Genomic DNA, 25,034 nt, shown 5'->3' on the forward strand with positions numbered 1-25,034 from the left:
GCGGCAGATCAGACCAAACTGAAGCTATTTAAGTCAAAAACGGGAAAAGTAATGGTAAAGCCACCGCTAAATACATAGAATCCCCAGCACATCCATAAGTCAGCTATTTACTATGCTCGAATTGCTTTACACCGCCCTTCTCTACCTTATTCAGCCGCTGATCTGGATACGGCTCTGGGTGCGCGGACGTAAGGCTCCGGCCTATCGAAAACGCTGGGGTGAACGTTACGGTTTTTACCGCCATCCGCTAAAACCAGGCGGCATTATGCTGCACTCCGTCTCCGTTGGTGAAACGCTGGCGGCGATCCCATTGGTGCGCGCGCTGCGTCATCGTTATCCTGATTTACCGATTACCGTCACCACCATGACGCCAACCGGTTCGGAACGCGTACAATCTGCGTTCGGTAAGGATGTTCAGCACGTTTATCTGCCGTACGACCTGCCCGATGCGCTTAATCGTTTCCTGAATAAAGTCGACCCTAAACTGGTGTTGATTATGGAAACCGAACTATGGCCTAACCTGATTGCGGCGCTACATAAACGTAAAATTCCGCTGGTGATCGCTAACGCGCGACTCTCTGCCCGCTCGGCCGCAGGTTACGCCAAACTGGGTAAATTCGTCCGTCGCTTGCTGCGTCGTATTACACTGATTGCTGCGCAAAATGAAGAAGATGGCGCGCGTTTTGTGGCGCTGGGTGCAAAAAATAATCAGGTGACCATCACTGGTAGCCTGAAATTCGATATCTCTGTCACGCCGCAGTTGGCTGCCAAAGCAGTAACGCTGCGCCGCCAGTGGGCTCCTCATCGCCCGGTATGGATTGCCACCAGCACTCACGAAGGTGAAGAGAGTGTGGTGATCGCCGCACATCAGGCATTGTTACAACAATTCCCGAATTTATTGCTCATCCTGGTACCACGTCACCCGGAACGCTTCCCGGATGCGATTAACCTTGTCCGCCAGGCTGGGCTAAGCTATATCACACGCTCTTCAGGGGAAGTCCCCTCAACCAGCACGCAGGTTGTGGTTGGCGATACGATGGGCGAGCTGATGTTACTGTACGGCATTGCCGATCTCGCCTTTGTTGGCGGTTCACTGGTTGAACGTGGTGGGCATAATCCGCTGGAAGCTGCCGCACACGCTATTCCGGTATTGATGGGGCCGCATACCTTTAACTTTAAAGATATTTGCGCACGGCTGGAGCAGGCAAGCGGGCTGATTACCGTCACCGATGCCACTACGCTTGCAAAAGAGGTTTCCTCTTTACTCACCGACGCCGATTACCGTAGTTTCTATGGCCGTCATGCCGTTGAAGTGCTGTATCAAAACCAGGGCGCGCTACAGCGTCTGCTTCAACTGCTGGAACCTTACCTGCCACCGAAAACGCATTGAGGTTGTTATGCAAAAACGGGCGATTTATCCGGGTACTTTCGATCCCATTACCAATGGTCATATCGATATCGTGACGCGTGCCACGCAAATGTTCGATCACGTTATTCTGGCGATTGCCGCCAGCCCCAGTAAAAAACCGATGTTTACTCTGGAAGAGCGTGTGGCGCTGGCACAGCACGCAACTGCGCATCTGGGAAACGTGGAAGTGGTCGGATTTAGTGATTTGATGGCTAACTTCGCCCGTAATCAACACGCTACGGTGTTGATTCGTGGCCTGCGTGCGGTGGCGGATTTTGAATATGAAATGCAGCTGGCGCATATGAATCGCCACTTAATGCCGGAACTGGAAAGTGTGTTTCTGATGCCTTCGAAAGAGTGGTCGTTTATCTCTTCATCGTTGGTGAAAGAAGTGGCGCGCCATCAGGGCGATGTCACCCATTTCCTGCCGGAGAATGTCCATCAGGCATTGATGGCAAAATTAGCGTAGCGTTTATGCCGGATGGTATGCCATCCGGCTCACATCAATTATTTCTGGCAGTGCTTGCAATAAAACGTTGCCCGCTGCGCATGTTTCGTCGCCACAATCGGCGTACCGCACACCCGACACGGCTCACCTTTTCGCCCGTAAACCTGCAATTCCTGAGCGAAATAGCCCGGTTTACCATCACTTTGCAGAAAATCTTTCAGCGTTGTACCGCCCTGCTCAATCGAACGCAGCAACACCGCTTTAATTACCCGAGCTAACAATTCACACTCTGCCAGTGACAGTGATGACGCCAGCCGATCCGGATGGATCCCCGCCGCAAACAGAGATTCGCTGGCATAGATATTCCCTACGCCTACCACCAGCTTGTTATCCATCAGCCACGGTTTAATCGCCGTTTTTTTCTTCGCGCACTTCTGATGCAGGTACTCACCGTTGAAATCGTCGCTAAGCGGCTCCGGTCCAAGGTGGGCCAGCACATTATGCCCTTCCAGCTCTTTGGTCCACAGCCAGGCACCAAAACGGCGCGGATCGGTGTAGCGCAGCACTTTGCCGTTGCTCATCACCAAATCCACATGGTCATGCTTTTCAGGGGGAAATTCTTCTGGAAGGATGCGCAGGCTGCCAGACATCCCCAAATGAATGATAATCCAGCCCTCCGGCAGCTCCAGCAGCAGATATTTAGCCCGCCGCTGCACGCTAAGCACTGGTTGATCACTTAATCGATAAATCTCTTCTGAAACCGGCCAGCGCAGGCGTCCGTTGCGCACCACCGCATGAAGAATGGTTGCACCAACGAGATGCGGTTCTATGCCGCGACGGCTGGTTTCAACTTCGGGTAATTCAGGCATAGCATCTCCAGGAATCAACAGATGCAGTCAATATGGGGGCAAGCAGATAACAAAAAACCCCGCCGGAGCGAGGTTTTTCGTTACATCAAAGCGAGAATTATTTGATTTTCGCTTCTTTGTAGATCACGTGCTGGCGAACAACTGGATCGAATTTTTTCAGTTCCAGTTTTTCCGGCTTAGTACGTTTGTTCTTCGTAGTGGTATAGAAGTGACCAGTACCAGCAGAAGAAACCAGCTTGATTTTCTCACGAATACCTTTAGCCATGATTTATTTCCTCTAAGTACTTAGTACTTTTCGCCACGGGCACGCAGTTCAGCCAGAACTGTATCGATGCCTTTTTTATCGATTACACGCATACCTTTAGCAGATACGCGCAGGGTGACAAAACGCTTCTCGCTCTCAACCCAGAAACGGTGAGAGTGCAGGTTCGGCAGGAAACGGCGTTTAGTCGCGTTCAGTGCGTGGGAACGGTTGTTACCGGTCACCGGACGCTTGCCAGTAACTTGGCAGACTCGGGACATGTCTATTCTCCAAAAATCAAATTAGCTCGAGCTTCGTATGGGGTATTGGCGCCTCGTCAGGCTTTACAGCCCGGTCATCGCAGTTCTATGTGAACTCTCGATTGCCAGGCCCAAATGCCAAACCCGAGATTCTCAAAGGTGGCGTAGTATACGCTGACTCAGCGATGTGCTCAAGTCCCGAACAGACAAAGATCCCGAAGGATCGCGCATAGCGGGTTAAATCCAGCCGCGTTCGGCAAAAGAAACATACTCTCCACGCCCAATCACGATATGGTCGAGCACGCGTAAATCCATGAACTGACAACTTTTTATTATCCGTTCGGTAATGAGTTTATCCGCTTTACTGGGTTCAGCACAACCCGAAGGGTGATTATGTGCAAGGATCAGCGCCGAGGCGTTTATTTTTATCGCTTCGCGGATAATTTCCCGAGGATGGACTTCAACATGGTTTAGCGTGCCGGAAAAAAGACGGCTATGCGTTATAACCCTGTGTTGGGAGTCGAGAAAGATCACCATAAAGATCTCCCGCTCCTCGCCCGTGAGCTGGCTTTGTAAAAATTCCCTCGTCATCTCCGGGCTGAGTAAAGGGCTTTCTTCACGCATCCGCACGTTGTAGTAACGCCGCGCCAGTTCAGCAATCCCCTTTAACTGAGCGAACTTCGCCACACCAATTCCATGAACACCGCTAAATTGTTCATATTCAGAGGTTAACAAGCCATAAAGAGAGCCGAAATTCTCCAGCATCTCTTTTGCCAGGGTTAATACATCTTTACCGCGCGTTCCGGTACGCAGAAATAGCGCCAGCAGCTCAACATCCGTTAACGCACCAATGCCAAACTTCAGCATTTTTTCGCGCGGCATCAACAGCTGTGCATTGTTTTTCACCTTCACCTCCTTTGTGGTGCTCGCATCCTGTCATAGCCGTTCCGTTAAATCGACGGTCAGTTTTCAATCCTGGAAAGCGCCTCGCAAAGTGATTTTCAGGTGAAGGCACGACAACAAAAGTATTGTGATAAAATCGCCAACTTCTGGTGTCACCCAACAGGAAAAATCATCATGAGCCTGGCCGGTAAAAAAATCGTTCTCGGCGTCAGCGGCGGTATTGCTGCCTATAAAACCCCTGAACTGGCGCGTCGTTTGCGCGATCGCGGGGCCGACGTCCGCGTAGCCATGACCGAAGCGGCAAAAGCCTTTATTACCCCACTTAGCTTGCAGGCAGTTTCGGGGTATCCCGTTTCCGACAGTCTGCTTGACCCGGCAGCCGAAGCCGCTATGGGCCATATTGAGCTGGGTAAATGGGCTGATTTAGTGATTCTCGCCCCTGCCACGGCAGATTTGATTGCCCGTGTTGCTGCCGGAATGGCGAATGACCTGGTATCGACGATTTGCCTGGCTACACCTGCGCCTGTAGCCGTGCTGCCCGCCATGAACCAGCAGATGTACCGTGCAGCTGCCACGCAGCATAATTTAGAGCTGCTTGCCTCGCGTGGTTTGCTCATCTGGGGGCCAGATAGCGGCAGTCAGGCTTGTGGTGATATCGGCCCTGGGCGAATGCTCGATCCGTTAACCATTGTTGATATGGCGGTAGCACATTTTTCGCCCGTCAACGACCTGAAACATCTGAACATTATGATTACCGCCGGCCCGACGCGTGAACCGCTCGATCCGGTGCGTTATATCTCTAATCACAGCTCAGGCAAGATGGGTTTTGCTATCGCCGCCGCCGCTGCCCGTCGTGGCGCGAACGTCACGCTGGTATCAGGTCCGGTTTCACTACCGACGCCACCGTTTGTTAAACGTGTTGATGTGATGACTGCGCTGGAAATGGAAGCGGCCGTGAATGCTTCTGTACAGCAGCAAAATATTTTTATCGGTTGCGCCGCCGTGGCGGATTATCGCGCAGCTACCGTAGCCCCAGAGAAAATCAAAAAGCAGGCCACGCAGGGTGATGAATTAACAATAAAAATGGTTAAAAACCCCGATATCGTCGCTGGTGTTGCCGCACTAAAAGACCATCGACCCTACGTCGTTGGATTTGCCGCCGAAACAAATAATGTGGAAGAATACGCCCGGCAAAAACGTATCCGTAAAAACCTTGATCTGATCTGCGCGAACGATGTTTCCCAGCCAACTCAAGGATTTAACAGCGACAACAACGCATTACACCTTTTCTGGCAGGACGGAGATAAAGTCTTACCGCTTGAGCGCAAAGAGCTCCTTGGCCAATTATTACTCGACGAGATCGTGACCCGTTATGATGAAAAAAATCGACGTTAAGATTCTGGACCCGCGCGTTGGGAAGGAATTTCCGCTCCCGACTTATGCCACCTCTGGCTCTGCCGGACTTGACCTGCGTGCCTGTCTCGACGACGCCGTAGAACTGGCTCCGGGTGACACTACGCTGGTTCCGACCGGGCTGGCGATTCATATTGCCGATCCTTCACTGGCGGCAATGATGCTGCCGCGCTCCGGATTGGGACATAAGCACGGTATCGTGCTTGGTAACCTGGTAGGATTGATCGATTCTGACTATCAGGGCCAGTTGATGATTTCCGTGTGGAACCGTGGTCAGGACAGCTTCACCATTCAACCTGGCGAACGCATCGCCCAGATGATTTTTGTTCCGGTAGTACAGGCTGAATTTAATCTGGTGGAAGATTTCGACGCCACCGACCGCGGTGAAGGCGGCTTTGGTCACTCTGGTCGTCAGTAACACATACGCATCCGAATAACGTCATAACATAGCCGCAAACATTTCGTTTGCGGTCATAGCGTGGGTGCCGCCTGGCAAGTGCTTATTTTCAGGGGTATTTTGTAACATGGCAGAAAAACAAACTGCGAAAAGGAACCGTCGCGAGGAAATACTTCAGTCTCTGGCGCTGATGCTGGAATCCAGCGATGGAAGCCAACGTATCACGACGGCAAAACTGGCCGCCTCTGTCGGCGTTTCCGAAGCGGCACTGTATCGCCACTTCCCCAGTAAGACCCGCATGTTCGATAGCCTGATTGAGTTTATCGAAGATAGCCTGATTACTCGCATCAATCTGATTCTGAAAGATGAGAAAGACACCACAGCGCGCCTGCGTCTGATTGTGTTGCTGCTTCTCGGTTTTGGTGAGCGTAATCCTGGCCTGACCCGCATCCTCACTGGTCATGCACTAATGTTTGAACAGGATCGCCTGCAAGGGCGCATCAACCAGCTATTCGAGCGTATTGAAGCGCAGTTGCGTCAGGTATTGCGTGAAAAGAGAATGCGTGAGGGTGAAGGTTACACCACCGACGAAACCCTGCTGGCAAGCCAGATCCTGGCCTTCTGTGAAGGTATGCTGTCACGCTTTGTCCGCAGCGAGTTTAAATACCGCCCGACGGATGACTTTGACGCCCGCTGGCCGCTAATTGCTGCGCAGTTGCAGTAATTCTCCCAAACGTTCAGGCAGAAACGTCTGCCTGACGCTTTTCTTACCATGCCACCAGCATTCGCTTTACACTCACCCTCGCCTGTTTAAAGGCCTCATCCTCAGGATTGATTTGCAATAACCAGTTTATTCTTCCCTGCAAAGCATAAAGATACGCCGTTGCCTGTGCGTGGAGATCGCCAGAAGGATCAAGTTCACCACGATGACTAAGATGCGAAATAACGCCATATTTTTGGCACAAATGTACTTCCTGACGCAGCGCCCGGCGCGCTTCACGGGCAAGCTGTGGCTTGTGATTAACAACAATCCCGGTTACCTGCTGGCGCTTACAGGCAGCTATCAGGCAGCTTTTGCGTTGATTGAGGCTCAGGCCCAGCTCCGCTAACAATCCGCATACTTTATTTTTAACCTGGCGGGCATTGAAGTGACCAGAAAAGGTCATGTCATCGCAGTAGCGGGTGTAGGTAATTCCCCGAGCCTGACACCATTCCCCTATGCACTCATCAAAACGGCGCATCACAAGATTGGAAATGGCAGGCGAAGTTGGCGCCCCCTGCGGTAACGCGTCGTTATAGCAACAAAGCCAGGTCAGCATGGTTACCACATTGCGTGGCAACTGGGTCTGGCTAAACACACGCCAGACCTGTAGCCAGCTAATGCTATCGAAAAAGTTTTCGATATCGAGTTTAAGGATCTGCGGCTGTTGGCAGTGAGGCTGCGCGTTGCTGACGATTGGGCGACCCTGTCGGTAGGCGGTAGCAAAAGAGGAAAGTGGAAATTGTGAAAGGACGTTCTTAAGAATGTTGCGCTGTACGGTTTTGAGCAAGTAATCAGGGGCTAACACCAGCCGCTGACCACCGTGGCGTTTAGAAAGAATAATGCGTCGGTAATGGCGTCCGGCATGATTACTGAGCGCATACAGCCGCTGTATTTCTTTATCGGCGCTCCAGCCCGGCGAGCCGAACAAATCGAGCGCCAGAAGGGTTATCCGGGTAGCATCCATTCCACTCTCCACATCACGGCGGCCAAAAGAGGCGCCAACAGCAGCAATACCATCAAACCATCCCGAAGGCGCGTAACTGTACTGAGCGCGTCAGCGCGACGTACGCGAAGCGTACTTAAGTACAATGGAGCGACTTTGGGTATCTGGACAACCTACTGGCGTTAAGTCGGCGACTCGCCGACCCTCCCGGCATAAAAGGCCGGAAACGCTATTGCCACTGCTGGCGAAAGCAGATTAACACGATATCTTAAACCGCATCACGCTGCGCACAGTAAAAACCTGCGCAGCGCATATTTTTAAACGCCAAACTCTTCGCGGTAGGCCTTAACCGCCGCCAGATGTTCCGCCATTTCTGGCTTCTCTTCGAGGTAAGCAATCAGGTCTTTCAGGGTGATGATAGAGATCACTTTGCAGTTGTAATCACGTTCAACTTCCTGAATTGCCGAAATCTCGCCGCGACCACGCTCCTGACGATCGAGCGAAATCAATACGCCAGCAAGCGTCGCGCCATTGGCCTGAATAATTTCCATCGACTCGCGAATCGCCGTTCCGGCGGTGATCACATCATCCACCAGCATTACGCGTCCTTGTAACGCGCTACCGACCAGATTGCCGCCTTCACCGTGGTCTTTTGCTTCTTTGCGGTTAAAGCAGTACGGCAGGTCCAGGTCATGATGCTCCGCCAGCGCCACTGCGGTAGTAGTGGCAATTGGGATCCCTTTGTAAGCAGGGCCAAACAGCAGATCGAACTCAATGCCGGAATCCACCAATGCTTCAGCGTAAAAACGGCCTAACAGTGCCAGATCGCGCCCGGTATTAAACAGCCCGGCGTTGAAGAAATAGGGGCTTTTGCGCCCGGACTTCAGCGTAAACTCGCCAAACTTTAACACCTGCTTGCCAAGCGCAAATTCAATAAACTGGCGCTGATATGGTTTCATGCCTTCGCTCCTCATCTTACTTTTCTACAGACAAAAAAAAGGCGACTCATCAGTCGCCTTAAAAATCAGTTTGCCAGCGCCGCCTTCTGCGTCGCTACAATGGATTCGATTCCCCCTCGGGCCAGCGCCAACAAGGTGAGTAGCTCTTCATGGGTAAACGGCTCGCCTTCTGCCGTTCCCTGAACTTCAATGATGCGCCCGTCTTCGGTCATCACCACGTTCATGTCCGTTTCAGCGGCAGAGTCTTCAACGTATTCCAGATCGCAAACCGCTTCGCCGTTCACAATCCCGACAGAAACCGCGGCTACCATCCCTTTCATCGGGTTGGTTTTCAGCTTGCCATTTTCAACCAGTTTATTCAGGGCATCGGCCAGTGCAACACAAGCACCGGTAATCGAAGCGGTACGCGTGCCACCATCAGCCTGAAGCACGTCGCAGTCCAGCGTAATGGTGAACTCACCCAGCGCTTTCAAATCTACTGCCGCGCGAAGAGCACGGGCGATCAGACGCTGGATTTCCATTGTGCGTCCCCCCTGCTTACCTTTCGCCGCTTCACGGGCATTACGGGTATGAGTAGAACGCGGCAGCATACCGTATTCTGCGGTGATCCAGCCCTGGCCCTGACCTTTCAGGAAGCGGGGCACGCCTTCTTCAATAGAGGCGGTACATAATACTTTGGTATCGCCAAATTCGACCAGCACCGAGCCTTCTGCATGTTTTGTATAGTTACGAGTCAGGGTAACGGGACGCACCTGATTATTGCTACGGCCTGCTGGACGCATATTGAAATCTCCGGCTTGAAACAAATGTGGCTGCGCATTATACGGACTTCCGGCGGTTATTCCTATCCTGACAAGGCATCGATGGCTATAATCCTTCCACCTCTCCTTTTATAAACAGGAACGTCTATGATCCGCAGTATGACCGCCTACGCCCGGCGTGAAATCAAGGGTGAATGGGGGAGCGCAACCTGGGAAATGCGCTCGGTAAACCAGCGTTATCTGGAAACTTACTTTCGTCTGCCGGAGCAGTTCCGTAGCCTTGAACCTGTCGTTCGCGAGCGTATTCGTTCTCGCCTGACGCGTGGTAAAGTGGAATGTACCCTGCGCTATGAGCCAGATGTCAGCGCACAAGGTGAGCTGATCCTCAACGAAAAACTGGCTAAACAGCTGGTAACTGCCGCGAACTGGGTAAAAATGCAGAGTGACGAAGGGGAAATCAACCCGGTTGATATTCTCCGCTGGCCAGGCGTGATGGCGGCCCAGGAACAGGATCTCGACGCGATTGCCGCTGAAATTCTCGTGGCGCTGGATGGTACGCTGGATGACTTTATCGTCGCGCGCGAAACCGAAGGTCAGGCGCTGAAAGCATTGATCGAGCAGCGTCTGGAAGGCGTGACCGCCGAAGTGGTCAAAGTCCGCGCCCACATGCCGGAAATCCTGCAATGGCAGCGTGAACGTCTGGTGGCTAAGCTGGAAGACGCCCAGGTGCAACTGGAAAACAACCGTCTGGAGCAGGAGTTGGTTCTGCTGGCACAACGAATTGACGTTGCCGAAGAGTTGGACCGCCTCGAAGCGCATGTTAAAGAGACCTACAACATTCTGAAGAAAAAAGAAGCCGTTGGTCGTCGTCTGGACTTTATGATGCAGGAGTTCAACCGCGAGTCGAACACCCTGGCCTCGAAGTCTATCAATGCCGAAGTGACTAACTCCGCGATTGAGCTGAAAGTGTTGATTGAGCAGATGCGCGAGCAGATTCAGAACATTGAATAACTCGTAACGCCAATTCTTACTTTTCAGCCTTCACAAATGCCGCCCACTCAAACAGAGCGGCATTTTTCTTCCCCGCAACTTCAATTCTGTTTTGCGTGCCTGCTCCAGATTTTGCGATGTTTTTTTGCCCAGCACACTGAGAACGTGAGATACTCACAACTGTATATAAATACAGTTGCAGATTTACTTTCTTTGCAATCGATATCACATGGAGTGGGCAATGAACGAACATCATCAACCTTTTGAAGAGATAAAGCTGATTAATGCAAACGGAGCAGAACAATGGTCAGCAAGACAACTTGGAAAACTACTGGGTTATTCAGAGTATCGTCACTTTATACCTGTATTAACGCGCGCCAAAGAAGCTTGTCTGAATAGTGGTCACACAATTGATGACCATTTCGAGGAGATCCTCGATATGGTCAAAATTGGCTCAAATGCCAAAAGAGCATTAAAAGACATCGTACTCTCCCGCTATGCCTGTTACCTGGTAGTACAAAACGGCGACCCTGCGAAACCGGTTATTGCGGCAGGGCAAACTTATTTTGCTATCCAGACCCGACGGCAGGAGCTGGCTGACGATGAAGCTTTCAGGCAACTTCGTGAAGACGAAAAGCGTCTTTTTCTGAGAAATGAGTTGAAAGAACATAACAAACAATTAGTTGAGGCAGCGCAGCAAGCTGGGGTAGCGACAGCTATCGATTTCGCCATATTTCAGAATCATGGTTACCGGGGACTGTATGGTGGATTAGATCAGAAAGCCATCCATCAGCGGAAGGGGCTGAAAAAGAGTCAGAAGATCCTGGATCATATGGGTTCAACAGAACTGGCGGCTAATCTCTTTCGAGCTACCCAAACAGAAGAAAAACTCAAGCGGGATGGCGTGAATTCAAAACAGCAAGCTAATACCACACACTTTGACGTGGGTAGCAAGGTGAGGCAAACCATTCAGGAACTTGGCGGAACCATGCCTGAGGAGTTGCCGACCCCGCAGGTCAGCATCAAGCAGTTGGAAAACAGTGTAAAAATTACAGAGAAGAAATAGCAGAAACTAAAAACTCTTTTTGTTGATTGAGATACCCGATGCGTAAGCCAAAGTCCAGGTGCGGTGAACACAATGGCTAAACATTGCACCTTTCTTTTCCACCCCTCAATTTTAACCTATTTTTTCTTATGCATTTTCTCAGACAAGAAGTCAGAAGAATGCATCTACGCTACAGAAAATAACAATTTCACATAACTACAAGTTATCAATTCCCTCTCACCTTAAAAAATCTCAATCGTGACAATGCGCACAAATCGCTACCCTGCCAGACAGATTTTTAGGGAGAGAACCATGCTGTTACACATTTTGTATTTGGTTGGCATTACTGCCGAAGCCATGACGGGGGCGCTGGCGGCCGGACGACGGCGCATGGATACATTTGGCGTAATTATTATTGCGACCGCCACGGCAATTGGCGGAGGGTCAGTGCGCGATATTCTGCTGGGCCACTATCCGCTCGGCTGGGTCAAACACCCGGAATATGTGATTATCGTCGCTACCGCCGCAGTACTCACCACTATTGTTGCTCCTGTAATGCCTTACCTGCGCAAAGTGTTTCTGGTGCTCGATGCGCTCGGACTGGTAGTTTTTTCTATCATTGGCGCACAGGTTGCACTGGATATGGGACACGGCCCGATCATTGCCGTTGTCGCAGCTGTGACGACCGGCGTATTTGGCGGCGTTTTGCGCGATATGTTCTGTAAACGCATCCCACTGGTATTCCAGAAAGAGTTGTATGCCGGTGTCTCATTTGCCTCCGCCGTGCTGTACATCGCGCTGCAACACTATGTTTCTAACCATGATGTGGTGATTATCTCCACCCTGGTATTCGGCTTTTTTGCCCGTTTACTGGCGCTACGTCTTAAGCTGGGATTACCGGTCTTTTACTACAGCCACGAAGGTCACTAAGGTTCAAAACCTGTGATCTGCTGGGCAGCCAGCCAACTGCCCAGCTTCTTGATTTGCGCATTTTCCTTCCATTCAATAACCTGTCTGGCGCGCCCCGATCCAGTCCCCGGCAACTGCTGCCAGAACTGTTCTGTGCTAAATAAAAGTTGCGACCAGGACCGTTCATCACTGGCGTTAAGCGCCGCCCGGGTTAGTGGTATTCCCATTGCCATCACCCAGCGAGTAAAAGGCTGCTTACGAGCCAGATTAAACTGATGCCATAACTGTGTGCTTTTACTTTTCGCGATCCCCGGCGTGTTCTGTAATTGCTCTGGCGTTAATAAAAGCCAGGAAAAGATATGCTCAAAGCGATGAGTCTGATGCAGCGCGCGCCAGCCAGCCTCACCAATGCCATCCAGCCCCAGAACCTGTTTTGACCCCAGCCAGACTAAGCGTGAAATGAACTGTTCCCGACAAACATCAGAAGCAAAGTAGCAGGTCAACGAGTTAAAGCGGTTTTCTGGTGGTGTCGGTTTTGTGCGTTCTGTACCGCGCCAGACCACATTATCAATGCGAGGAATACCCTGCCCGGCAAGGCTGACGAGGATCTGATCACCAGGCGCAATATCCCACTCCTGCCAGCGTCTGACGGAACCAACATTCACCCGCTGAACTTTTTTATCATCCAACATGACAGGCACAAGTGACGCAACCACCGAGATTTTACCGCTCTTGCCCACCGCAAACTGAATCGCCTTCACTTCGGCAACCTGAGCTACAGGTTGATATTTCCAGGCCACCAGCCACTCTGCCTGGCCCGGCAGCCAATGGCGAGATTCGGGTTCCTTAGCCGCTCGTACAACCACGCCATCGGTGACGAAGGGTAATTTCGCTTTCCACCACTCATTGCGTATGCGCTCAACCTCATCAGCATTGTTAACCGCACGGGTATACGTCTGCGTTAGAGTAAAACCTGCGGTAGTCAGCTGCTGTAAACGATCGGTCATTAACTGCGTTCCATCCGGCCATGCCCAGACAAAAACGCCCAGTGAATTCAGCGTGTCGCTATTCCCCTGGCGCATCAGGAGACCAGCAACTTTTGAGCGGGCATTTATTCCCCCCATTTGTTGTTGGATATGCCCCTCGCGCTTGAGAAATATTTCCCCCTGAAGTGTACTATTGACTAAAGGCCCGCTAACGGTTTGCGGCACAGAGGGAATTAAGCTAACTTTCTGCGTCCAGTCCTCCCCTTTCAGGCCATTGCCGCGACTGATTGCTTTGTTCAGTTTCCCGTCCCGATAAACCAGGGTTACCGCAACGCCATCGACTTTCGGTTGCACCCAAAGATCGTTGTGTTCACGCATCCAAAGACGTAGTGCATTTTTATCCGCTAATTTACGCACGCCTGTATGCGCAACTGGATGCATAACTGTGCCTGCCAAAGGTGGCATCATCGCGTCGCGGGACTCGTTCCCAAAACAGCGTTGCCACTGCGTGAGACGGGCGCTTAACTGATCGTAAACACCGTCTTCAATCTCACTTTCCCCTTCCTTCCAGTAGTCATCGTCCCACTGTTTTATTTGCTGTTGCAGGCGGGAAATTTCTTCCTGTGCTCTGGCTGGCGACCAGGCCGGACAGACCGCCCACGCCGATGATTGCCAGCACAAGATACTTATTAATATCGCCATCCATACTTTCATCATCACCTCCGCTGTAGATAGTCAGGCAGATATACAACGTGATGAAAGCAAAGCCGAGTGGCAAAAACGGAGTCTGCGAGGACGCTTCCTGAGAATCGTCTTTATTGCAGTGAATCACAGGCAAATGCGGAAGCAGCTACGCAAAACGCAACAACTTTGCGCAAAAAGTGTGAGCAAGGGCTACGTCACATGGCCGCGCCGTGTATAATAAGCTCGTATGTAGGCTTTATTTCGCTAATCACATACGAAAGATACTCATGGCTCAAGGCACGCTTTATATTGTTTCTGCCCCCAGTGGCGCGGGTAAATCCAGCCTGATTCAGGCTTTATTAAAAACCCAACCGTTGTATGACACCCAGGTTTCTGTTTCACACACCACACGCCAACCGCGTCCTGGTGAAGTCCACGGTGAACATTATTTCTTTGTTAATCATGATGAATTTAAAGAAATGATTAGCAGAGATGCGTTCCTGGAACACGCAGAAGTTTTTGGTAATTACTATGGCACTTCGCGTGAGGCCATTGAGCAAGTACTGGCGACCGGTGTCGATGTTTTTCTCGATATCGACTGGCAGGGCGCGCAGCAAATTCGCCAGAAGATGCCGCACGCGCGGAGTATCTTTATTTTACCGCCGTCCAAAATTGAACTGGACCGCCGTCTACGCGGTCGCGGTCAGGACAGCGAAGAGGTCATTGCAAAGCGTATGGCGCAAGCTGTTGCAGAAATGAGCCATTACGCCGAATATGATTACCTGATTGTGAATGATGACTTCGATACCGCGTTGACCGATTTGAAGACCATTATTCGCGCCGAACGTCTGCGCATGAGCCGCCAAAAGCAGCGTCATGACGCTTTAATCAGCAAATTGTTGGCAGACTGAACCTGATTTCAGTATCATGCCCAGTCATTTCTTCACCTGTGGAGCTTTTTAAGTATGGCACGCGTAACTGTTCAGGACGCTGTAGAGAAAATTGGTAACCGTTTTGACCTGGTACTGGTCGCCGCGCGTCGCGCTCGTCAGATGCAGGTAGGCGGAAAGGATCCGCTGGTACCGGAAGAAAACGATAAAACCACCGTAATCGCGCTGCGCGAAATCGAAGAAGGTCTGATCAACAACCAGATCCTCGACGTTCGCGAACGCCAGGAACAGCAAGAGCAGGAAGCCGCTGAATTACAAGCCGTTACCGCTATTGCTGAAGGTCGTCGTTAATCACAAAGCGGGTCGCCCTTGTATCTGTTTGAAAGCCTGAATCAACTGATTCAAACCTACCTGCCGGAAGACCAAATCAAGCGTCTGCGGCAGGCGTATCTCGTTGCACGTGATGCTCACGAGGGGCAAACACGTTCAAGCGGTGAACCCTATATCACGCACCCGGTAGCGGTTGCCTGCATTCTGGCCGAGATGAAACTCGACTATGAAACGCTAATGGCGGCGCTGCTGCATGACGTGATTGAAGATACTCCCGCCACCTACCAGGACATGGAGCAGCTTTTTGGTAAAAGCGTCGCCGAACTGGTAGAGGGGGTATCAAAGCTTGATAAACTCAAGTTCCGCGATAAGAAAGAGGCGCAGGCCGAAAACTTTCGCAAGATGATTATGGCGATGGTGCAGGATATCCGCGTCATTCTCATCAAACTTGCCGACCGTACCCACAACATGCGCACGCTGGGCTCACTTCGCCCGGACAAACGTCGCCGCATCGCCCGTGAAACCCTCGAAATTTACAGCCCGCTGGCACACCGTTTAGGTATCCACCACATTAAAACCGAACTCGAAGAGCTGGGTTTTGAGGCGCTGTATCCCAACCGTTACCGCGTAATCAAAGAAGTGGTGAAAGCCGCACGCGGCAACCGTAAAGAGATGATCCAAAAAATCCTCTCGGAAATCGAAGGGCGTTTGCAGGAAGCGGGAATACCGTGCCGCGTCAGTGGTCGCGAGAAGCATCTTTATTCGATCTACTGCAAAATGGTGCTCAAAGAGCAGCGTTTTCACTCAATCATGGACATCTACGCCTTCCGCGTGATCGTCAATGATTCCGACACCTGTTATCGCGTGCTCGGGCAAATGCATAGCCTGTACAAGCCGCGTCCGGGTCGCGTGAAAGACTACATCGCTATTCCAAAAGCGAACGGCTATCAGTCTTTGCACACCTCGATGATTGGCCCGCACGGCGTGCCGGTTGAGGTCCAGATCCGTACCGAAGATATGGATCAGATGGCAGAGATGGGTGTTGCTGCGCACTGGGCTTATAAAGAGCACGGCGAAACCAGTACTACCGCACAAATTCGCGCCCAGCGCTGGATGCAAAGCCTGCTGGAGCTGCAACAGAGTGCCGGTAGCTCATTTGAATTTATCGAGAGCGTTAAATCCGATCTCTTCCCGGATGAGATTTACGTTTTCACACCGGAAGGGCGCATTGTAGAGCTGCCTGCCGGTGCAACGCCCGTCGACTTCGCTTATGCGGTGCATACCGATATCGGTCATGCCTGCGTGGGCGCTCGCGTCGACCGTCAGCCTTACCCGCTGTCGCAGCCGCTCTCCAGTGGCCAAACCGTTGAAATCATTACCGCACCGGGCGCTCGCCCGAATGCCGCATGGCTGAACTTTGTCGTTAGCTCGAAAGCGCGCGCCAAAATTCGTCAGTTGCTGAAAAACCTCAAGCGTGATGATTCTGTAAGCCTGGGCCGTCGTCTGCTCAATCATGCGTTGGGTGGCAGCCGTAAGCTCAATGAAATCCCGCCGGAAAATATTCAGCGCGAGCTGGACCGCATGAAGCTGGCAACGCTTGACGATCTGCTGGCGGAAATTGGTCTTGGCAACGCGATGAGCGTGGTGGTCGCGAAAAATCTGCAACATGGGGACGCCTCCATTCCGCCGGCGACTCAAAGCCACGGGCATCTGCCGATTAAAGGTGCTGATGGCGTGTTGATCACCTTTGCGAAATGCTGCCGCCCCATTCCTGGCGATCCGATTATCGCTCACGTCAGCCCCGGTAAAGGTCTGGTGATCCACCATGAATCCTGCCGTAACATCCGTGGCTACCAGAAAGAGCCAGAGAAATTTATGGCTGTGGAATGGGATAAAGAGACGGCACAGGAGTTCATCACCGAAATCAAGGTGGAGATGTTCAATCATCAGGGCGCGCTAGCAAACCTGACGGCGGCAATTAACACCACGACCTCGAATATTCAAAGTTTGAATACGGAAGAGAAAGATGGTCGCGTCTACAGCGCCTTTATTCGTCTGACCGCCCGTGACCGTGTGCATCTGGCGAATATCATGCGCAAAATCCGCGTGATGCCAGACGTGATTAAAGTCACCCGAAACCGAAATTAATGTTTTATGAACCCAACACGTTATGCACGCATCTGCGAAATGCTCGCCAGGCGGCAGCCTGATCTGACCGTCTGCATGGAGCAGGTCCACAAACCACATAACGTTTCTGCGATTATTCGTACCGCAGATGCCGTTGGCGTACATGAAGTTCATGCCGTCTGGCCTGGCAGCCGGATGCGCACCATGGCTTCGGCTGCGGCTGGCAGCAACAGTTGGGTACAGGTGAAAACGCACCGCACCATTGGCGATGCCGTTGCCCATCTGAAAGGCCAGGGAATGCAGATCCTGGCTACACATCTTTCTGATAACGCTGTCGATTTCCGCGAAATTGATTATACCCGCCCGACCTGTATTTTGATGGGACAGGAGAAAACGGGTATCACGCAGGAAGCGTTAGCCCTGGCGGATCAGGACATCATCATTCCGATGATCGGCATGGTGCAGTCGCTGAATGTTTCCGTTGCCTCAGCCCTTATTCTTTACGAAGCCCAGCGCCAGAGGCAAAACGCAGGCATGTATCTGCGGGAAAACAGCATGTTGCCGGAAGCGGAGCAACAACGGCTGTTGTTTGAAGGCGGCTATCCGGTGCTGGCGAAAGTCGCAAAACGCAAAGGCCTGCCCTACCCCCACGTTAATCAGCAAGGCGAAATTGAAGCTGATGCCGACTGGTGGGCCACTATGCAGGCAGCAGGGTAAGCGCCATGAAAGGTCGCCTGTTAGATGCTGTTCCGCTCAGTTCGCTAACGGGCGTTGGCGCGGCGCAAAGTAATAAGCTGGCGAAAATCAACCTGCATACCGTGCAGGATTTACTCTTACACCTTCCTCTGCGCTACGAAGATCGCACCCATCTCTACCCCATCGGTGAACTACTGCCGGGCGTTTATGCCACGGTGGAAGGCGAAGTGCTGAATTGCAATATCTCCTTCGGCGGTCGGCGGATGATGACCTGCCAGATCAGCGACGGTTCCGGCATTCTCACCATGCGCTTTTTCAACTTCAACGCGGCAATGAAAAATAGCCTGGCGACTGGCCGCCGCGTGCTGGCCTATGGCGAAGCAAAGCGCGGTAAATATGGTGCGGAGATGATCCACCCGGAATACCGCGTGCAGGGCGATCTCAGTATGCCAGAGTTGCAGGAAACGCTAACGCCGGTTTACCCAACTACGGAAGGCGTAAAGCAGGCCACGCTGCGTAAATTAACCGACCAGGCGCTGGATCTGCTCGACACCTGCGCCATTGAAGAACTCCTGCCGCCGGAACTGTCACAAGGAATGATGACGCTACCGGAAGCGTTGCGCACTTTGCACCGCCCGCCGCCGACGCTACAGCTTAGCGATCTCGAAACCGGGCAGCATCCGGCACAACGCCGGCTGATTCTGGAAGAGTTGCTGGCGCACAACCTCAGCATGTTAGCCTTACGTGCCGGAGCACAGCGTTTTCATGCCCAGCCGCTGAGCGCCAATGACGCGCTGAAAAATAAACTCCTCGCAGCCTTACCGTTCAAGCCAACGGGCGCACAGGCACGCGTGGTGGCGGAGATCGAGCGCGATATGGCGCTGGATGTGCCGATGATGCGCCTGGTGCAGGGCGATGTAGGTTCCGGTAAAACGCTGGTCGCCGCCCTCGCCGCGTTGCGTGCGATTGCGCACGGCAAACAGGTGGCATTGATGGCACCAACCGAATTACTCGCCGAGCAGCACGCCAATAACTTCCGTAACTGGTTTGCTCCGCTCGGTATCGAAGTGGGCTGGCTCGCCGGTAAACAGAAAGGTAAAGCACGACTGGCACAGCAGGAAGCCATCGCCAGCGGTCAGGTGCAGATGATTGTCGGTACACACGCCATCTTCCAGGAACAGGTGCAGTTTAACGGCCTGGCGCTGGTGATCATCGACGAACAGCATCGTTTTGGCGTGCATCAGCGTCTGGCGTTATGGGAGAAAGGCCAGCAGCAGGGCTTCCATCCGCATCAGTTGATCATGACCGCCACGCCGATCCCCCGCACGCTGGCAATGACTGCATATGCCGATCTCGATACCTCGGTCATTGATGAGTTACCGCCAGGTCGTACGCCTGTGACGACGGTGGCTATCCCGGATACCCGCCGCAACGACATTATCGACCGCGTGCGCCACGCCTGCATGACTGAAGGTCGTCAGGCGTACTGGGTGTGCACACTCATTGAAGAATCAGAATTACTGGAAGCACAGGCGGCGGAAGCTACCTGGGAAGAGTTGAAACTGGCGCTACCAGAGTTGAATGTTGGTCTGGTACACGGACGGATGAAACCAGCCGAGAAGCAGGCCGTCATGGCATCATTTAAACAAGGCGAGTTACACCTGCTGGTTGCCACGACCGTTATTGAAGTCGGCGTTGATGTGCCTAACGCCAGCCTGATGATTATCGAAAACCCGGAGCGTCTGGGTCTGGCGCAGTTGCACCAGCTACGTGGGCGTGTAGGTCGTGGCGCGGTGGCTTCTCACTGTGTGCTGCTCTACAAAACGCCGCTCTCCAAAACCGCGCAAATCCGCCTGCAAGTGCTACGCGACAGTAACGACGGTTTTGTGATTGCACAAAAAGATCTGGAGATTCGCGGCCCTGGCGAATTGTTAGGCACGCGTCAGACGGGTAATGCTGAATTTAAAGTGGCGGATTTGCTGCGCGATCAGGCGATGATCCCGGAAGTTCAGCGCCTGGCACGCCATATTCACGAACGTTACCCACAGCAGGCAAAAGCCCTGATAGAACGCTGGATGCCAGAAACGGAACGTTACTCGAATGCGTAAAAAGCGGCGGTGAGAAAACCGCCATTTCAGGTTACCCTACCTTCCTGTAGGATGCGGCGTGAACGCCTTATCCGTCCTAAAAAAAACTACAAATTCAATAAATTGTGAATCAATGCGCAGGCATGATAAGCGAAGCATATCAAGCTTTTGTCTTTGTTGCGGCGGCACTTCTACCGCCGCTTCATCGGTTAACCCGCAAAAATCGGCAACATCAAATACAGTTTAATCACCAGCGCGTTAACGATATCAATAAAGAACGCACCAACCATCGGCACTACCAGGAACGCCATGTGCGACGGGCCAAAACGTTCAGTGATCGCCTGCATGTTGGCGATTGCCGTTGGCGTTGCACCGAGGCCAAAACCACAATGACCCGCAGCCAGCACCGCCGCATCGTAGTTTTTGCCCATCATGCGCCAGGTAACGAAGATGGCATACAACGCCATGAAGATGGTCTGTACCACCAGAATCGCCAGCATCGGCAGCGCCAGCGAAGCCAGCTCCCATAGTTTAAGCCCCATCAGCGCCATCGCCAGGAACAACGACAGGCTTACGTTACCAAGCACGGATACCGCACGCTCAAAGACGCGGTAAAAGCCCATCATTGACAGACCGTTGCTCAGAATCACGCCAACAAACAGTACACAGACGAAGGTCGGCAGTTCAAAAGCAGTGCCAGCCAAAAGTTGCGCAACAATTTTCCCCACCGTCAGGCAGATAGCAATCAGCGCGATAGTTTCAATCAGCACCAGCGAGGTGATCATGCGGCCCACATCCGGCTTTTCAAACGCCGTTGGTACTTCCTGGTCATCAGGAATGCCGTTTGGCGTGGTGGAGTGCTTCACCAGATAGCGCGCTACCGGACCGCCAATCAAGCCGCCCAGCACCAGACCAAACGTCGCACAGGCCATCGCCACTTCCGTCGCATTGGAGAAGCCATAGCGTTCAATGAACAATTTACTCCACGCAGCGCCCGTACCGTGACCGCCGGAAAGCGTAATAGAACCGGCCAACAGCCCCATCAGCGGATCAAGCCCTAACAGGCTAGCCATACCAATGCCAATGGCATTTTGCATCACCAACAGACCAACAACCACAATCAAGAAGATGCCAACCACGCGCCCACCGGCACGCAGACTGGCAAGGTTGGCGTTCAAACCAATGGTGGCGAAGAAAGCCAGCATTAACGGATCGCGCAGGGACATATCAAAGTTGACTTCCCAGCCCATGCTTTTTTTCAGTACCAGTAGCGCCAGCGCCACCAACAAACCACCCGCAACAGGTTCCGGTATGGTGTATTTCTTCAAAAAGGAGACGGAATGGACCAACTTACGCCCGAGCAGCAACGTCAGCGTTGCGGCAACAAGCGTTGCTAAAGTATCGAGATGAAACATAGTTACTCCTTTGTATCCGCATCACTCTTTCATACTCGTCATACTTCATCGCGCAGTGGCACCTTCATGAAATATGACGGGTATCGAGTCATGCTTTCCTGGGTCAAATTCTCAGCTGTTAATGAACAAATGGCATGGATTTTAAGCAGAAAAATACCAAAAGTTATATAAAAAAGTGCATTTATCTCATTTAAATATTTAGCAGAGGCCGTGGCAAACGTTTGCTTTTCTCTTTCGGTCAGCTAAAATGCCCGCTTTGCTACCACGGGATTGTTTTCGATGTCTGTTTCCACCCTCGAGTCAGAAAATGCGCAACCGGTTGCGCAGACTCAAAACAGCGAACTGATTTACCGTCTTGAAGATCGTCCGCCGCTTCCTCAAACTCTGTTTGCCGCCTGCCAGCATCTGCTGGCGATGTTCGTTGCGGTGATCACGCCAGCGCTATTAATCTGCCAGGCGTTGGGGTTACCGGCACAAGACACACAACACATTATTAGTATGTCGCTGTTTGCCTCCGGTGTGGCGTCGATTATTCAAATTAAGGCCTGGGGGCCGGTTGGCTCCGGGCTGTTGTCTATTCAGGGCACCAGCTTCAACTTTGTTGCCCCGCTGATTATGGGCGGCACAGCGCTGAAGACCGGTGGTGCTGATGTTCCTACCATGATGGCGGCTTTGTTCGGCACGCTGATGCTGGCAAGTTGCACTGAGATGGTGATCTCCCGCGTTCTGCATCTGGCGCGCCGCATTATTACGCCGCTGGTTTCTGGCGTCGTGGTGATGATTATCGGCCTGTCGCTGATTCAGGTTGGATTAACCTCCATTGGCGGCGGTTACGCAGCCATGAGCGATAACACCTTCGGCGCACCGAAAAATCTGCTGCTGGCGGGCGTGGTCTTAGCCTTAATTATCCTGCTTAACCGTCAACGTAACCCATATTTGCGCGTGGCTTCACTGGTGATTGCGATGGCGGCAGGATATGCGCTGGCGTGGTTTATGGGCATGTTGCCAGAAAGCAACGAACCGATGACGCAAGAACTGATTATGGTGCCAACCCCGCTCTATTACGGTCTTGGCATTGAATGGAGCCTGCTGCTGCCGCTGATGCTGGTCTTTATGATCACTTCGCTGGAAACTATTGGCGATATCACGGCGACGTCTGACGTTTCCGAACAGCCTGTATCCGGTCCGCTATACATGAAACGTCTGAAAGGCGGCGTGCTGGCAAACGGTCTGAACTCGTTTGTTTCGGCGGTGTTTAACACTTTCCCGAACTCCTGCTTCGGGCAGAACAACGGTGTGATCCAGTTGACCGGTGTTGCCAGCCGCTATGTCGGTTTTGTCGTCGCGCTGATGTTGATCGTGCTGGGTCTGTTCCCGGCAGTGAGCGGTTTTGTACAACACATTCCAGAACCGGTTCTGGGCGGCGCAACGCTTGTAATGTTTGGCACTATCGCAGCATCAGGTGTGCGAATTGTCTCCCGTGAGCCGCTAAACCGTCGGGCGATTCTGATTATCGCGCTGTCGCTGGCGGTCGGTCTGGGCGTGTCTCAGCAGCCGCTGATTTTGCAGTTTGCCCCTGAATGGCTGAAAAACCTGCTCTCTTCTGGGATCGCCGCGGGCGGTATTACTGCCATCGTGCTGAATCTGATTTTCCCACCAGAAAAACAGTAATTCACTGACGGCGGTAAGATAATTACCGCCGCAGTCTCACCTCTTTCACCATTCCCGCCTTGAGGATTGCGCGTAAATCGTGCATAACTCCCTTATGTGCATTTCACGGGATGGAAGACCATGAAATTTATTGGGAAGCTGCTTCTCTACATTCTCATCGCTCTGTTAGTGGTGATCGCTGGCCTCTATTTTCTTCTGCAAACCCGCTGGGGAGCAGAACATATCAGCGCATGGGTTTCCGAAAATAGCGACTATCATCTGGCCTTCGGGGCGATGGATCACCGTTTTTCCGCGCCATCTCATATCGTGCTGGAGAACGTCACGTTTGGTCGTGATGGTCAGCCCGCGACCCTGGTGGCAAAAAGTGTCGACATTGCGCTAAGCAGTCGCCAACTGACCGAACCACGCCATGTCGATACCATCCTACTGGAAAACGGGACGCTGAATCTCACCGACCAGACCGCGCCGCTGCCGTTCAAAGCCGATCGTCTGCAACTGCGTGATATGGCGTTTAATAGCCCGAATAGCGAATGGAAACTGAGCGCGCAGCGGGTAAATGGTGGCGTGGTTCCGTGGACACCAGAAGCCGGTAAAGTGCTGGGTACGAAGGCGCAGATTCAGTTTAGTGCCGGATCGCTTTCGCTCAATGATGTTCCTGCCACCAATGTACTCATTGAAGGCAGTATTGATAACGATCGCGTTACGCTGACTAACCTGGGTGCCGACATCGCCCGCGGGACATTAACCGGAAACGCGCAGCGTAACGCCGACGGCAGCTGGCAAGTGGAAAATCTGCGGCTGGCGGATATCCGTCTACAAAGCGAAAAATCGCTAACCGACTTCTTTGCGCCATTACGCTCTGTCCCGTCGTTGCAGATTGGTCGCCTGGAAGTCATTGACGCTCGTCTGCAAGGTCCGGACTGGGCGGTGACCGACCTCGATCTCAGCTTGCGCAACATGACCTTCAGTAAAGATGACTGGCAGACACAGGAAGGCAAACTGTCGATGAACGCCAGCGAGTTCATTTATGGTTCGCTGCATTTATTTGACCCGATTATAAACGCGGAATTTTCCCCGCAGGGCGTAGCACTGCGCCAGTTCACCAGCCGCTGGGAAGGGGGCATGGTCAGAACGTCAGGGAACTGGTTGCGTGACGGGAAAACGCTGTTGCTTGATGATGCGGCAATTGCCGGGCTGGAATATACCTTGCCGAAAAACTGGCAACAGTTGTGGATGGAAATGACACCCGGCTGGTTAAACAGTCTGCAACTGAAGAGATTTAGCGCCAGCCGCAATCTAATTATTGATATCAACCCTGACTTCCCGTGGCAACTCACCGCGCTCGATGGTTACGGCGCGAATCTGACGCTGGTTACCGATCATAAATGGGGCGTCTGGAGTGGTTCGGTGAATCTGAATGCCGCCGCCGCGACGTTTAATCGTGTTGATGTCCGTCGCCCGTCGCTGGCGCTGACTGCCAATAGCAGTACGGTAAATATCAGCGAACTGAGCGCATTTACCGAAAAAGGTATTCTGGAAGCCACCGCCAGTGTTTCACAAACGCCACAACGTCAGACCCATATCAGCCTGAATGGACGCGGTGTGCCGGTGAATATTTTGCAACAGTGGGGATGGCCTGAACTACCGTTGACTGGCGACGGCAATATTCAGCTTGCCGCCAGTGGCGATATTCAGGTCAATGTCCCGCTGAAACCTACGGTTAGCGGGCAATTGCATGCCGTGAATGCCGCAAAGCAGCAAGTGACTCAAACCATGAATGCGGGCGTAGTTTCCAATAGCGAAGTTACATCGACGGAGCCGGTTCAGTAAAAGTCAATT

At 52.4% G+C, this 25,034-nt stretch carries 24 protein-coding genes; 15 read left to right on the forward strand and 9 right to left on the reverse strand.

The genetic code is table 11. The features are described from left to right. The first annotated feature begins 112 nt into the window (after positions 1–112). Both waaA and coaD read left to right on the forward strand, forming a co-directional pair. Positions 113–1,390 (forward strand): lipid IV(A) 3-deoxy-D-manno-octulosonic acid transferase, encoded by a 1,278-nt coding sequence (gene waaA, locus BEB54_RS15445; RefSeq protein WP_000891553.1) that lies wholly within the window; start codon positions 113–115, stop codon positions 1,388–1,390. A 7-nt stretch (positions 1,391–1,397) separates the two neighbouring features. Further along, positions 1,398–1,877: a pantetheine-phosphate adenylyltransferase gene (gene coaD / locus BEB54_RS15450; RefSeq protein WP_001171862.1), complete on the forward strand. Its 480-nt coding sequence runs from the start codon at positions 1,398–1,400 to the stop codon at positions 1,875–1,877. 38 nt (positions 1,878–1,915) lie between these two features. Here the strand turns inward: coaD and mutM are convergent, their stop codons facing one another. The 4 genes from mutM to radC form a co-directional block, all read right to left on the reverse strand. Beyond that, positions 1,916–2,725, reverse strand: a complete 810-nt coding sequence (gene mutM, locus BEB54_RS15455) for a bifunctional DNA-formamidopyrimidine glycosylase/DNA-(apurinic or apyrimidinic site) lyase (RefSeq protein WP_105277667.1) — start codon at positions 2,723–2,725, stop codon at positions 1,916–1,918. Positions 2,726–2,822: 97 nt separating this feature from the next. Beyond that, positions 2,823–2,990 carry a 50S ribosomal protein L33 gene (gene rpmG, locus BEB54_RS15460; RefSeq protein ID WP_001051798.1) on the reverse strand — a complete coding sequence of 56 codons (168 nt, stop codon included), beginning with the start codon at positions 2,988–2,990 and terminating at the stop codon, positions 2,823–2,825. A gap of 20 nt (positions 2,991–3,010) precedes the next feature. Then, complete coding sequence (gene rpmB / locus BEB54_RS15465) at positions 3,011–3,247, reverse strand: 50S ribosomal protein L28 (protein ID WP_000091955.1); 237 nt, start codon at positions 3,245–3,247, stop codon at positions 3,011–3,013. A gap of 216 nt (positions 3,248–3,463) precedes the next feature. Continuing rightward, positions 3,464–4,132, reverse strand: coding sequence for a RadC family protein (gene radC, locus BEB54_RS15470; RefSeq protein WP_032185477.1), 669 nt, complete (start codon positions 4,130–4,132; stop codon positions 3,464–3,466). A 171-nt stretch (positions 4,133–4,303) separates the two neighbouring features. Here radC and coaBC point away from each other — a divergent pair, with 171 nt between their 5' ends. From coaBC to slmA, 3 genes are all read left to right on the forward strand, one after another. After that, positions 4,304–5,524: a bifunctional phosphopantothenoylcysteine decarboxylase/phosphopantothenate--cysteine ligase CoaBC gene (gene coaBC / locus BEB54_RS15475; protein WP_032304055.1), complete on the forward strand. Its 1,221-nt coding sequence runs from the start codon at positions 4,304–4,306 to the stop codon at positions 5,522–5,524. After that, entirely contained in the window at positions 5,502–5,960 is a 459-nt protein-coding gene (dut, locus tag BEB54_RS15480) for a dUTP diphosphatase (RefSeq protein ID WP_000976070.1), read from the forward strand. Before coaBC ends, dut begins: the two co-directional genes overlap by 23 nt. A 106-nt stretch (positions 5,961–6,066) precedes the next feature. After that, entirely contained in the window at positions 6,067–6,663 is a 597-nt protein-coding gene (gene slmA, locus BEB54_RS15485) for a nucleoid occlusion factor SlmA (RefSeq protein ID WP_000818601.1), read from the forward strand. Between the two features lie 43 nt (positions 6,664–6,706). Here slmA and BEB54_RS15490 read toward each other — a convergent pair whose 3' ends face one another. The 3 genes from BEB54_RS15490 to rph form a co-directional block, all read right to left on the reverse strand. Beyond that, positions 6,707–7,666 (reverse strand): reverse transcriptase family protein, encoded by a 960-nt coding sequence (locus BEB54_RS15490; protein WP_105277666.1) that lies wholly within the window; start codon positions 7,664–7,666, stop codon positions 6,707–6,709. Between the two features lie 296 nt (positions 7,667–7,962). Continuing rightward, positions 7,963–8,604, reverse strand: a complete 642-nt coding sequence (pyrE, locus tag BEB54_RS15495; RefSeq protein ID WP_000806154.1) for an orotate phosphoribosyltransferase — start codon at positions 8,602–8,604, stop codon at positions 7,963–7,965. A gap of 65 nt (positions 8,605–8,669) precedes the next feature. Next, entirely contained in the window at positions 8,670–9,386 is a 717-nt protein-coding gene (rph, locus tag BEB54_RS15500; protein ID WP_001247087.1) for a ribonuclease PH, read from the reverse strand. 126 nt (positions 9,387–9,512) lie between these two features. Between rph and BEB54_RS15510 the strand changes: the two genes are divergently transcribed. The 3 genes from BEB54_RS15510 (at position 9,513) to BEB54_RS15525 (ending at position 12,330) form a co-directional block, all read left to right on the forward strand. Continuing rightward, positions 9,513–10,376 (forward strand): YicC/YloC family endoribonuclease, encoded by an 864-nt coding sequence (locus tag BEB54_RS15510; protein WP_105277665.1) that lies wholly within the window; start codon positions 9,513–9,515, stop codon positions 10,374–10,376. Between the two features lie 220 nt (positions 10,377–10,596). Further along, complete coding sequence (dinD, locus tag BEB54_RS15520; RefSeq protein ID WP_001315077.1) at positions 10,597–11,421, forward strand: DNA damage-inducible protein D; 825 nt, start codon at positions 10,597–10,599, stop codon at positions 11,419–11,421. A 291-nt stretch (positions 11,422–11,712) separates the two neighbouring features. After that, a complete protein-coding gene (locus BEB54_RS15525; protein ID WP_000924289.1) occupies positions 11,713–12,330 on the forward strand; it encodes a trimeric intracellular cation channel family protein in 618 nt (205 codons plus the stop codon). Here BEB54_RS15525 and ligB read toward each other — a convergent pair. Next, positions 12,327–14,009 carry an NAD-dependent DNA ligase LigB gene (gene ligB, locus BEB54_RS15530; RefSeq protein ID WP_032185481.1) on the reverse strand — a complete coding sequence of 561 codons (1,683 nt, stop codon included), beginning with the start codon at positions 14,007–14,009 and terminating at the stop codon, positions 12,327–12,329. The genes BEB54_RS15525 and ligB overlap by 4 nt on opposite strands. A gap of 257 nt (positions 14,010–14,266) precedes the next feature. Between ligB and gmk the strand changes: the two genes are divergently transcribed. Genes gmk through recG form a run of 5 tightly spaced genes read left to right on the forward strand, consistent with a single transcriptional unit; the run spans position 14,267 to position 20,130 of the window. Further along, entirely contained in the window at positions 14,267–14,890 is a 624-nt protein-coding gene (gene gmk, locus BEB54_RS15535; protein WP_001295237.1) for a guanylate kinase, read from the forward strand. 54 nt (positions 14,891–14,944) lie between these two features. Beyond that, positions 14,945–15,220 (forward strand): DNA-directed RNA polymerase subunit omega, encoded by a 276-nt coding sequence (gene rpoZ, locus BEB54_RS15540; RefSeq protein ID WP_000135058.1) that lies wholly within the window; start codon positions 14,945–14,947, stop codon positions 15,218–15,220. 18 nt (positions 15,221–15,238) lie between these two features. Then, positions 15,239–17,347 carry a bifunctional GTP diphosphokinase/guanosine-3',5'-bis pyrophosphate 3'-pyrophosphohydrolase gene (spoT, locus tag BEB54_RS15545; RefSeq protein WP_032185484.1) on the forward strand — a complete coding sequence of 703 codons (2,109 nt, stop codon included), beginning with the start codon at positions 15,239–15,241 and terminating at the stop codon, positions 17,345–17,347. A 6-nt stretch (positions 17,348–17,353) separates the two neighbouring features. Further along, the gene (gene trmH / locus BEB54_RS15550; protein WP_001070177.1) at positions 17,354–18,043 is read left to right on the forward strand and encodes a tRNA (guanosine(18)-2'-O)-methyltransferase TrmH; all 690 of its coding nucleotides are present in this window, start codon (positions 17,354–17,356) and stop codon (positions 18,041–18,043) included. A gap of 5 nt (positions 18,044–18,048) precedes the next feature. Next, positions 18,049–20,130, forward strand: coding sequence for an ATP-dependent DNA helicase RecG (recG, locus tag BEB54_RS15555; protein ID WP_000678469.1), 2,082 nt, complete (start codon positions 18,049–18,051; stop codon positions 20,128–20,130). A 188-nt stretch (positions 20,131–20,318) separates the two neighbouring features. Here the strand turns inward: recG and gltS are convergent, their stop codons facing one another. After that, positions 20,319–21,524, reverse strand: a complete 1,206-nt coding sequence (gltS, locus tag BEB54_RS15560; protein ID WP_105277664.1) for a sodium/glutamate symporter — start codon at positions 21,522–21,524, stop codon at positions 20,319–20,321. 279 nt (positions 21,525–21,803) lie between these two features. On the opposite strand from gltS, the gene xanP reads away from it, so the two are divergent. Next, positions 21,804–23,195, forward strand: a complete 1,392-nt coding sequence (gene xanP, locus BEB54_RS15565) for a xanthine/proton symporter XanP (RefSeq protein ID WP_001295238.1) — start codon at positions 21,804–21,806, stop codon at positions 23,193–23,195. A gap of 120 nt (positions 23,196–23,315) precedes the next feature. Beyond that, positions 23,316–25,025, forward strand: a complete 1,710-nt coding sequence (locus BEB54_RS15570; RefSeq protein WP_105277663.1) for an AsmA family protein — start codon at positions 23,316–23,318, stop codon at positions 25,023–25,025. Positions 25,026–25,034 lie beyond the last annotated feature (9 nt).

Origin of the sequence: Escherichia sp. MOD1-EC6021, assembly GCF_002965245.1 — a bacterium.
In the GTDB taxonomy this organism is placed as follows: domain Bacteria; phylum Pseudomonadota; class Gammaproteobacteria; order Enterobacterales; family Enterobacteriaceae; genus Escherichia; species Escherichia coli_F.

What these genes read in the sequence shown, in the direction of transcription:
- waaA (WP_000891553.1), top strand. Translation starts at nt 113, where the DNA reads ATGCTCGAATTGCTTTACACCGCCCTTCTCTACCTTATTCAGCCGCTG.
- coaD (WP_001171862.1), top strand. Translation starts at nt 1,398, where the DNA reads ATGCAAAAACGGGCGATTTATCCGGGTACTTTCGATCCCATTACCAAT.
- mutM (WP_105277667.1), bottom strand. Translation starts at nt 2,725, where the DNA reads ATGCCTGAATTACCCGAAGTTGAAACCAGCCGTCGCGGCATAGAACCG.
- rpmG (WP_001051798.1), bottom strand. Translation starts at nt 2,990, where the DNA reads ATGGCTAAAGGTATTCGTGAGAAAATCAAGCTGGTTTCTTCTGCTGGT.
- rpmB (WP_000091955.1), bottom strand. Translation starts at nt 3,247, where the DNA reads ATGTCCCGAGTCTGCCAAGTTACTGGCAAGCGTCCGGTGACCGGTAAC.
- coaBC (WP_032304055.1), top strand. Translation starts at nt 4,304, where the DNA reads ATGAGCCTGGCCGGTAAAAAAATCGTTCTCGGCGTCAGCGGCGGTATT.
- dut (WP_000976070.1), top strand. Translation starts at nt 5,502, where the DNA reads ATGATGAAAAAAATCGACGTTAAGATTCTGGACCCGCGCGTTGGGAAG.
- slmA (WP_000818601.1), top strand. Translation starts at nt 6,067, where the DNA reads ATGGCAGAAAAACAAACTGCGAAAAGGAACCGTCGCGAGGAAATACTT.
- BEB54_RS15490 (WP_105277666.1), bottom strand. Translation starts at nt 7,666, where the DNA reads ATGGATGCTACCCGGATAACCCTTCTGGCGCTCGATTTGTTCGGCTCG.
- pyrE (WP_000806154.1), bottom strand. Translation starts at nt 8,604, where the DNA reads ATGAAACCATATCAGCGCCAGTTTATTGAATTTGCGCTTGGCAAGCAG.
- rph (WP_001247087.1), bottom strand. Translation starts at nt 9,386, where the DNA reads ATGCGTCCAGCAGGCCGTAGCAATAATCAGGTGCGTCCCGTTACCCTG.
- BEB54_RS15510 (WP_105277665.1), top strand. Translation starts at nt 9,513, where the DNA reads ATGATCCGCAGTATGACCGCCTACGCCCGGCGTGAAATCAAGGGTGAA.
- dinD (WP_001315077.1), top strand. Translation starts at nt 10,597, where the DNA reads ATGAACGAACATCATCAACCTTTTGAAGAGATAAAGCTGATTAATGCA.
- BEB54_RS15525 (WP_000924289.1), top strand. Translation starts at nt 11,713, where the DNA reads ATGCTGTTACACATTTTGTATTTGGTTGGCATTACTGCCGAAGCCATG.
- ligB (WP_032185481.1), bottom strand. Translation starts at nt 14,009, where the DNA reads ATGAAAGTATGGATGGCGATATTAATAAGTATCTTGTGCTGGCAATCA.
- gmk (WP_001295237.1), top strand. Translation starts at nt 14,267, where the DNA reads ATGGCTCAAGGCACGCTTTATATTGTTTCTGCCCCCAGTGGCGCGGGT.
- rpoZ (WP_000135058.1), top strand. Translation starts at nt 14,945, where the DNA reads ATGGCACGCGTAACTGTTCAGGACGCTGTAGAGAAAATTGGTAACCGT.
- trmH (WP_001070177.1), top strand. Translation starts at nt 17,354, where the DNA reads ATGAACCCAACACGTTATGCACGCATCTGCGAAATGCTCGCCAGGCGG.
- recG (WP_000678469.1), top strand. Translation starts at nt 18,049, where the DNA reads ATGAAAGGTCGCCTGTTAGATGCTGTTCCGCTCAGTTCGCTAACGGGC.
- gltS (WP_105277664.1), bottom strand. Translation starts at nt 21,524, where the DNA reads ATGTTTCATCTCGATACTTTAGCAACGCTTGTTGCCGCAACGCTGACG.
- xanP (WP_001295238.1), top strand. Translation starts at nt 21,804, where the DNA reads ATGTCTGTTTCCACCCTCGAGTCAGAAAATGCGCAACCGGTTGCGCAG.
- BEB54_RS15570 (WP_105277663.1), top strand. Translation starts at nt 23,316, where the DNA reads ATGAAATTTATTGGGAAGCTGCTTCTCTACATTCTCATCGCTCTGTTA.